This is a genomic window from Candidatus Solirubrobacter pratensis (assembly GCF_000425945.1).
Lineage (GTDB): Bacteria > Actinomycetota > Thermoleophilia > Solirubrobacterales > Solirubrobacteraceae > Solirubrobacter > Solirubrobacter pratensis.
Genome location: NZ_KE384481.1, coordinates 677,708 through 685,996 on the forward strand (window position 1 = coordinate 677,708; position 8,289 = coordinate 685,996).

Annotated in this window: 8 protein-coding genes and 1 pseudogene; 8 read left to right on the top strand and 1 reads right to left on the bottom strand. The window is 71.9% G+C overall.

Going from position 1 to position 8,289, the window contains the following annotated elements; all coding sequences use genetic code 11:
- Positions 1-36: 36 nt before the first annotated feature.
- Both H958_RS42180 and H958_RS42185 read left to right on the top strand, forming a co-directional pair.
- Positions 37-573, top strand: a complete 537-nt coding sequence (locus H958_RS42180; protein WP_051325138.1) for an eCIS core domain-containing protein — start codon at positions 37-39, stop codon at positions 571-573.
- Positions 570-2,552, top strand: a complete 1,983-nt coding sequence (locus H958_RS42185; protein ID WP_051325139.1) for an ATP-binding protein — start codon at positions 570-572, stop codon at positions 2,550-2,552. Before H958_RS42180 ends, H958_RS42185 begins: the two co-directional genes overlap by 4 nt.
- Here the strand turns inward: H958_RS42185 and H958_RS44585 are convergent.
- Entirely contained in the window at positions 2,549-3,961 is a 1,413-nt protein-coding gene (locus H958_RS44585; protein ID WP_051325140.1) for a class I SAM-dependent methyltransferase, read from the bottom strand. The two genes, H958_RS42185 and H958_RS44585, sit on opposite strands and share 4 nt — an antisense overlap.
- Positions 3,962-4,014: 53 nt before the next feature.
- Between H958_RS44585 and H958_RS0132890 the strand changes: the two genes are divergently transcribed.
- The 6 genes and pseudogenes from H958_RS0132890 to H958_RS0132915 form a co-directional block, all read left to right on the top strand.
- Positions 4,015-4,875, top strand: a complete 861-nt coding sequence (locus H958_RS0132890) for a Pvc16 family protein (protein ID WP_028061756.1) — start codon at positions 4,015-4,017, stop codon at positions 4,873-4,875.
- A gap of 91 nt (positions 4,876-4,966) precedes the next feature.
- A complete protein-coding gene (locus H958_RS0132895; RefSeq protein WP_028061757.1) occupies positions 4,967-6,532 on the top strand; it encodes a phage tail sheath family protein in 1,566 nt (521 codons plus the stop codon).
- Positions 6,533-6,567: 35 nt separating this feature from the next.
- Positions 6,568-7,014, top strand: a complete 447-nt coding sequence (locus tag H958_RS0132900; RefSeq protein WP_028061758.1) for a phage tail protein — start codon at positions 6,568-6,570, stop codon at positions 7,012-7,014.
- A gap of 22 nt (positions 7,015-7,036) precedes the next feature.
- Positions 7,037-7,411, top strand: coding sequence for a hypothetical protein (locus H958_RS0132905; RefSeq protein ID WP_037412270.1), 375 nt, complete (start codon positions 7,037-7,039; stop codon positions 7,409-7,411).
- Positions 7,408-7,566: a hypothetical protein gene (locus H958_RS48015; protein WP_196807678.1), complete on the top strand. Its 159-nt coding sequence runs from the start codon at positions 7,408-7,410 to the stop codon at positions 7,564-7,566. Before H958_RS0132905 ends, H958_RS48015 begins: the two co-directional genes overlap by 4 nt.
- Before the next feature lie 12 nt (positions 7,567-7,578).
- Positions 7,579-8,289 (top strand): annotated as a pseudogene (locus H958_RS0132915) (hypothetical protein); the annotation flags it as partial.

Sequence of the window (8,289 nt, forward strand, 5' to 3'; positions counted from 1 at the left end):
TTGCGCGCCCGAACGCGGCGACCGTATGCTCGCCGCGTGGATCAGGATCGCCTTCACGAGCACGAGAAGCCGCGGGCGCCCGAGCACAAGCCGGAGCCCGCCGACGATCCCGCCGGCCCGCTGCGCGAGCTCGCGTCCGGCGTCGGCAACCGCGCCTTCGGCTCGGCCGTGGCGCGCCAGGGCCACGGGATCATGCCCAGCGGCGAGGTCACGCCCGAGGTGCAGTCGGCGATCAACTCCAGCCGCGCGAGCGGCGCCGCGCTCGACGCCGGCGTCTCCTCGAAGCTCTCGCCCTCGCTCGGTGACCTGTCGGATGTCCGCGTGCACACCGACGCGACGGCGCACGAGCTCAATCACGCGGTGTCCGCGCGCGCGTTCGCGACCGGCTCGGACGTCTACTTCGCCCAAGGCGAGTACAAGCCGAACACGACCGACGGCGACAAGCTGATCGCGCATGAGCTCGCCCACGTCGTCCAGCAGCGCGGCGCCCCGTCGAGCGGGCCGCTGACCGTGTCCGAGCCCGGCGACTCGATGGAGCGCGAGGCGGACGCGGTCGCCGACCGGATTGCATGAGCGAGACCGCGCCGGTCTCGATGTCGTTCGGCTTCATCGACCGCCGCGTCATGGCGGCGGTCGAGCGGGTCGCCGGGACCGATCCTGACCCGGGCGACCCGTTCCGGGGGCTCTACATCTCCGACGAGCTCGCGCTGCGGCTCACGCAGGGCGACTCCGGCTCGGACGCCGACGAGCGGCTGCAGGCCGCCGTCGAGGCGCTCGGGCTCGACCTGCTGGAGGCCGCCGTGCTCGCCGTCTGCGCCGCCGCCGAGCTCAACCCGCGCTACGGGCGCCTGTACGCCTATCTGCAGGACGACGTCACGCGCAAGCTCCCCAGCCCGCGGCTGGTCGGCCAGCTGCTCGAGGACGAAGGGCTCTCGAGCGCGGACGTCATGGCGGCGTTCGATGCCGGCGGCAAGCTCCGCCACCTGGGCGCCGTGAAGCTGCTGGGCGACGCGCAGACACCGCTGGCCGAGCGGCCGGTGAAGGTTGCCGACCGGCTCGCGGCGGCGCTGCTCGGCGGGCGGATGGACGAGTCCGCGCAGAGCGCGCGGATGCGGTTCGTCGACCTGCCCGTGCACGCGCCCGGGCGCGAGGAGGCCGTGGAGATCGTCACGGCGCTGCTGTCGCGCCCGAGCCACCTGCCGGTCGTGCTCGCCGGGCCGGACGCCGACTCGCTGCTGGCGACGGCGTTCGGGAAGCCGCTGATCGCCGTCCACGTCCGCGATCTCGGCGACCGCGAGGTGCTCGCCGAGGCGACGCTCGCCTCGGTGCTGGAGGGCCGCCCGCTGATCTTCGAGGGCCTCGAGGACGTCGAGCCGTCCGAGCGCGCGCGGCTGCTGCGGGCGATCGAGCAGCGGCCCGAGCGGACGGTGCTCGCGGCGCCGACGCGCTCCGCCGCGCTGGCGCTGGGCGAGCGGACGGTGCTGCTGGTCGAGTCCGCGCCCCCCTCCTTCGCGGAGCGCCGGCAGGCGTGGGCGGACCTCACGGGAGCGTTGCAGACGGGCGACGTCGCCGCCAAGTTCCGGCTCTCGATGGGGCAGATCGTGGAGGCGGCCGAGGTCGCGCGGCTGGCCGCGACGGCGCGCGGCGCCGCGGTGCCGGAGGCCGCCGACCTGGACCTCGGCGCGCGCCAGGCTTCCTCCTCGCGGCTGGGCGAGCTCGCCGCCCGGCTCCCACCCGGGTTCCGCTGGGACGACCTCGTCGTGCCCGAGCGCCAGCGCGAGCTGCTGCAGTCGATCTCGGCCTACCTGCGCCATCGCGACCGGGTGCTGAGCGACTGGGGCTACGAGCGGACCGTCGCGCGCACGCAGGGTCTGAAGGTGCTCTTCGCCGGCGAGTCCGGGACGGGCAAGACGATGGCCGCGCAGGTGCTGGCCGCCGAGCTCGGGCTGGAGATCTTCCGCGTCGACCTCGCGACGACGGTGAGCAAGTACATCGGCGAGACCGAGAAGAACCTCGATCGCATCTTCGGGGCGGCCGAGGGGTCCAACGCGATCCTCTTCTTCGACGAGGCCGACGCGCTGTTCGGCAAGCGCTCGGAGGTCGGCGACTCGCACGACCGCTACGCGAACATCGAGGTCGCGTACCTGCTGCAGAGGATGGAGGGCTACCCGGGCGCGGTCATCCTCGCGACGAACTTCCGCCGCAACATCGACGACGCGTTCGTCCGCCGGCTGGACTTCGTGATCGACTTCCCGTTCCCGGAGGCCGAGGACCGCCGCCGCATCTGGGAGCGCGTCCTGCCGGAGCAGGCCCCGCGCGCCGGCGACGTCGACCTCGACTTCCTCGCGGAGAGGTTCAAGCTCTCCGGCGGCGCGATCAAGAACTGCTCGCTGGCCGCCGCCTTCCAGGCCGCCGACGAGGACGGCCCGATCGCGATGCGCCACCTCGTGCGCGCGGTCGCCCAGGAGTACGGCAAGCAGGGCCGCCTCACGCTCGAGGCCGACTTCGAGCGCTTCCACGAGGTCATCAAGGCCGGCGCCTCGCGTCGTTAGGGCACGATCAGGAAGAGCCGCGTCAGCTCGGTGAGGTTCGCCTCGAGGTCCTCGGCGGTCAGCTCGAGCCCGGTGCGGTCCAGCAGGCCGGCGCGGATCGCGTCGCGGTCGCGGGTGCCGTCGAGCAGCTCGATCAGTGCCCGCGCGGCCGGCTCCTCCATGCGCACGGTCTGATAGGCGAGCGAGGTCAGGTCGGGACCGCGGCCGGCCTGCCAGCGCGCGAGCGGGGAGACCTCCGGGCGCTCGCCCGGCGTCAGGGCGGCGTGCAGCGGGCCGGCGTGCGGCATCAGCCGCTCGCGCCGGAAGCCGTCCAGCAGGGCGGCGCCGAGCGCCACGGCGTCGGCTCCCAGCTCCTCGCGCAGCGCCTCGAACCCGACGGCACGCGGACGCGCGCCGTCGAGCGCCGCGAACGCGTCGGCGACCAGCCCGACCTCGAGCGGCTTGGCGTTCGGGCGCGCGGACCAGTGCAGGCGCGCGGCGTTCCCGGGCGCGGGCTCGAGCGCGATCTCCGCGCCGGCGCGGCAGAGGACGCTCTGGCGGAACACGCGCGGGATCATCAGGTCGCTGTACTGCTCGAACGCCACGCGGTCGCCCTGGGCGAAGCGCCACACCTCCGGCCCGACCTCGTCCGGCAGCAGCTCGCTGCGCATCCCGCTCAGATCCGCCTCGCCGACGAACGCGAGCCCGTGCTCGCCGGCGTGCGCGGCGAAGTCGGCGAACCACACCGGGTCCCAGAACTCGCCCAGGTCGTCGTGCACGAGCCGGTACAGCGGCCCGTCGGCGAGCGCCGGGATGATGCGCTCGATCAGCTGGCCGTACATGTCGGCCTCGGTCGCGCGCTGGTCGCGCAGGAAGCGGAACAGCTCCTGCGCCTTCGTCGCGCGCTGCATCGGGTCCTCGATCCCGCGCGCGTGCCACAGCCCGGCGTCGCGCAGCATGCGGCGGAAGTAGCCGCCGGGATTGGCGTTGTAGGAGACGTAGGCGAGTCCGTCCGGCGACAGGTGCGAGGCGATCGCCGCCAGCAGCGCGTCGCGCGCGTCCTGCGGGATCCAGGCGTAGACCCCGTGCGCGATGACGTAGTCGAACTCACCGAGCTCTCCCTCGGTCAGCGCGCGTACGTCGACCTGCCGGAGCTCGAGGTTCTCCAGCCCGACGGCCTCGGCGGCGGCGCGCCCCTCGGCGATCGCCGACGCGGCCAGGTCCACGCCGACGGCACGGATGCCGGGCGTCGCCGCGGCCATCGCGAGCAGGTTCCCGCCCGCCCCGCAGCCGACCTCCAACACACGCGCGCGGAACGGATCAGGCGGCTCCAGGCCGTGCAGGATCGCCACCGTGGCGAGGCGGTCCGGATGCGTCTGCGCATACGGATAATTGGAGTAACGCACCTCGTCATAGACCGTGCTTGTCATAGGCCTTGCATTTTTCACATCGCCCGCGCAGGGACCATTAGGGTCGGCACCGCATGCTGACCGTGAACGTGCCGCTCAACACGATGCTGGCGGACCTCGACGAGACCCTCCGCGGCCTGTTGCGCGACGAGTTGGAGGTCCACGGCTTCGAGGGAGTGGACATCGCGTTCGACGCGCCGTCGCGCGAGTGGTCCGGTCAGCTCTCCAAGCCGGCGGTCAACGTCTTCCTGTACGACCTGCGCGAGGCGGAGACGCTGCGCACGAGCGAGTGGTCGAGCATGCAGCGCAACGGCCGCACCGTCGAGGGCCGGCCGCCGATGGTGATGGAGGCCTCCTACGCGGTGACGGCGTGGACGCAGGCCGTCGAGGACGAGCACCGGCTGCTGTCGCAGGTGCTCGCGATCTTCTACGCCTACCCGGAGATCCCGCGCGACCGGCTCAACGGCCGGCTGGCCAACGGCTCGCAGGCGTGGCCGATCAAGGCGCGCATCGGCCAGGGCAAGGGCGAGAAGTCGGACTTCTGGACCGCCGTCGGCGGCCAGTACAAGGTGTCGCTGGACTACGTCGTGCGACTCTCCGTCGAGTCCGGCGCGACGCTCGAGCGCGGGCCTGAAGTACGTACGCAGACGATCCGCACGCGCCTGGCGGACGGCCCCCCGCGCGCGGTGCTGGAGATGCACCGCACCGTCGGCCGCGTCAAGGACGCGCAGGGCGAGCCGCTGGCGAACGTGTGGGTCACGCTTCCTGACGTCGGCACGTGGACCGCCAGCGCCGCCGACGGCCGCTTCCGCTTCGACCGCCTGCCCCCCGGCCGCCATCGGCTGCTCGCGCGCACGGCGGACGGCCGCGAGGCCGACTCGCACATCGAGGTCCCCGGTGCCGGCGTCGATCTGGTGATCGACGGCAACGGATGACCGAACGGGATTGCCCGAATCCGCTCCGGTACTCGAGCGGCTCCGCGGCGAACTGAGCAGCCAGCAGCACGTCCACGAGTGAAGGAGTGAAATGCCCACGTACCTGACTCCCGGCGTCTACGTCGAGGAGGTTCCGTCCGCGAACAAGCCGATCGAGGGCGTGAGCACGTCGATCGCCGCGTTCGTGGGCCTGGCGCCGGGTGGCCCCGTCAACACGCCGATGCGGATCTCGAACTGGACCCAGTTCGCGAAGATCTACGGCGACCCGAACGAGCCCGACAACGGCCCGTTCATGGAGGGCGCCTACCTCGCCCACAGCGTCTACGGCTTCTTCCAGAACGGCGGGACGCTGTGCTGGGTCGTGCGCGTGGGTGACGACGGCGGCTCCAACGGCGCGGGCGCGCAGGCGCGCGCGGCGCTCCCCGCCGCGGCGGACGCCGGCGTCGAGGCGTTCAGCGCGGTCGCGCTCGAGGCCGGCAAGGACGACGTCAAGGTCGAGGTCGCCGAGGAGCCCTCCGCGGGCGAGGGCGCCGACCAGACCTACACGGTCCGCGTGACGTCCGGCTCCGAGAAGGAGGAGTTCACCGGCCTCTCGCTCAAGAAGGGCCGCAACAACCTCGCGACCAAGGTCAACGCGCAGTCGAAGCTGATCAAGATCGAGGAGACCGGCGCGTCGCTGCCCGAGGCGCAGCGGATCCCCGCGGCCGGCACCTACACGCTGTCGGCGCCTTCGATCGATCCGGCGAAGGTCAAGCCGACGCACTTCGAGGGCGACGTCGCCCGCCGGCGCGGCATGGGCGGCCTGGCGGCCGTCGACGAGATCACGATGGTCGTGATGCCGGACATCATGACGCTCGCCGCCGACGACGGCGACGATGTCCAGGTGCGCGATCTGCAGGGCAAGATGATCGCCCACTGCGAGAACGCGGGCGACCGCATGGCGATCCTCGACGCGCCGCCGAACCTGCTGCCGCAGGAGGTGCTCGAGTGGCGCATGAACACGGCGGGCTATGACTCGAAGTTCGCGGCGCTCTACTACCCGTGGATCGAGGTCATGAACCCGCTGACCAACCGGCCGATGATGGTCCCGCCGTCGGGCCACGTCGCCGGTCTGTGGTGCCGCACCGATGCCACGCGCGGCGTACACAAGGCGCCGGCCAACGAGGTCGTGATGGGCGCCAACGGCCTGGGCTTCCAGATCACGCAGGCGGAGCAGGGCGGCCTGAACAAGGTCGGCGTCAACTGCATCCGCGCGTTCCCGGGTCGCGGCATCCGCGTGTGGGGCGCGCGCACGCTGTCGAGCGATCCCGAGTGGCGCTACATCAACGTCCGCCGGCTCTTCAACTTCGTCTCCGAGTCGATCATGGAGGGGACGCAGTGGAGCGTGTTCGAGCCCAACGACGAGAAGCTCTGGATCCAGCTCCGGATCGCGGCGTCGAACTTCCTCAAGCGCGTGTGGAGCGACGGCGCGCTGTTCGGAGCGACGCCCGCGCAGGCGTTCTACGTCAAGTGCGACGCGGAGACCAACCCGCCCGAGGTCATCGAGGCCGGCCAGGTCATCTGCGAGATCGGCATCGCGCCGGTCAAGCCGGCGGAGTTCGTGATCTTCCGCCTGAGCCAGTTCAGCGGCGGCGAAGGCGCCGAAGTCAGCGAGTAGTCGAAGTCAACCTCTAGGCGAAAGGAACGACCGGGATGCCGGCCAATGACAAGGAAGCACACGTCCCAATCTGGTTCACCTTGAAGATCGGGGGCGCCGAGGCCGCCGGGTTCTTCAAGGAGGCCACGGGCTTCGACTCCGAGAGCGAGACGAGCGAGATCAAGCGGTCGATGCCCAACGGCAAGACCGACGTGATCAAGGTGATGGGCAACACCAAGTGGGGCGACATCGAGCTCAAGCGCGGGATCGACCAGGACAAGACGCTCTGGAACTGGCGCAAGATGATCGTCGACGGGCAGCTCAAGGAGGCGCGCAAGGACTGCACCGTCACGATGCTCGACTACATGGGCTCGCCCGTCGTGACGTACTCGATCGTCAACGCCTGGCCCAAGAAGTACACGGGCGTCGGGCTCAAGGCCGATTCCAACGAGGTCGCCGTGGAGGGCATCACGCTCTGCCACGAGGGCTTCGACATCCAGTAGCTCCAGGCTGACGGACCACGCCATGAATTCGGAGTACGCGTTCACGCTTCCCCGGGGACTCGTCGACAGCGAGGGCAACGTGCACCGCGAGGGCACGATGCGGCTGGCGACGGCCCGGGACGAGATCGAGCCGCTGCGCTCGGCCGAGGTCCGCGCCAACGAGGCATACCTTGCCGTGCTGCTGCTGGCGCGCACCGTGACCAGGATCGGGGGCTTCACCGAGATCACCCCCGAGCTGGTCGAGGGCCTGTACGCGGCCGACTTCGACCACCTCCAGCGTCTCTACGAGCGGATCAACACCGACGGAGAGGCGGTGGGGGTGGTGGCGTGCCCGGCGTGCGCCCAGCAGTTCGAGGTGGACCTCACGGAGATAGAGGACGGGCGCCTGGGGGAATGACGCGGCCGTCTCCCGACGAGCTGTTGGGGGAGACGGCCAGGCTCGCGTATCACCTCCACTGGCCGCTCGACACGATCCTCGACCTGGAGCACGCCGACCGCCGGCGGTTCCTGCGGGAAGCCGACGCGATGGCGTCGTCCCGCGCGCCTTACTAGACCTTTCCGGACATGACCGACGAGACTCCACCCGACCCCGCGCCGCGCCGTGCACCGGTGCGCATGGGGCTGCGCGTCGTCGCCCGCCACTCGGCCGGGCGCGCCGGCGGGCGCGAGTTCGCGCACGGGGTCGTGGAGTCGCACCGGCCGAAGCGCCTGGAGGCCTCGACGCGGCTCTCGCCGGTCGCGCGGTCGGCGGCGCCTGCGCCGCCGGCGCCTCCGGCTCCCGCTCCTGCACCCGCGCCCGCCGCGTCTGAGCCGGTTCCGGCGCCCGCGCCTTCGCCTTCGCGGCCCGGTCCCGTCGAGCTGCCGCGCGGGATGAGCGAGTTCGCCGCCGAGTGGCTGTTCGGCGATCAGGCGACGGCGTCGGCTTCGCTCATGTCGATGGTGGAGGCGGAGAAGCTCCCGGAGCCGACCAAGGAGGAGCGCGTCGCGCGCTTCATCGCCCGCGGGGGCCTCGAGCGCTCGCGCGGCGCCCGGATCGTCGAGGGGAGCGGAACGGGCCCGATCTCCCCCGAGCAGCTCGGCATGGCCGACGCGCCCGAGAGCCCGAAGAGGCTCGCGCGAGCCCCGCTCGCCGAGCACGCGGCGGCGGAGGAGGAGGCGGTCCCGGCACCCGAGGCCGACGCTCCACGACGCCGCCTCTCCCGGGCCCCGGCGACGAGCACGTCTTCGCCCACGACGCCCGCAGCGCCCGCGAGCCCGTCTTCGCCCACGACGCCC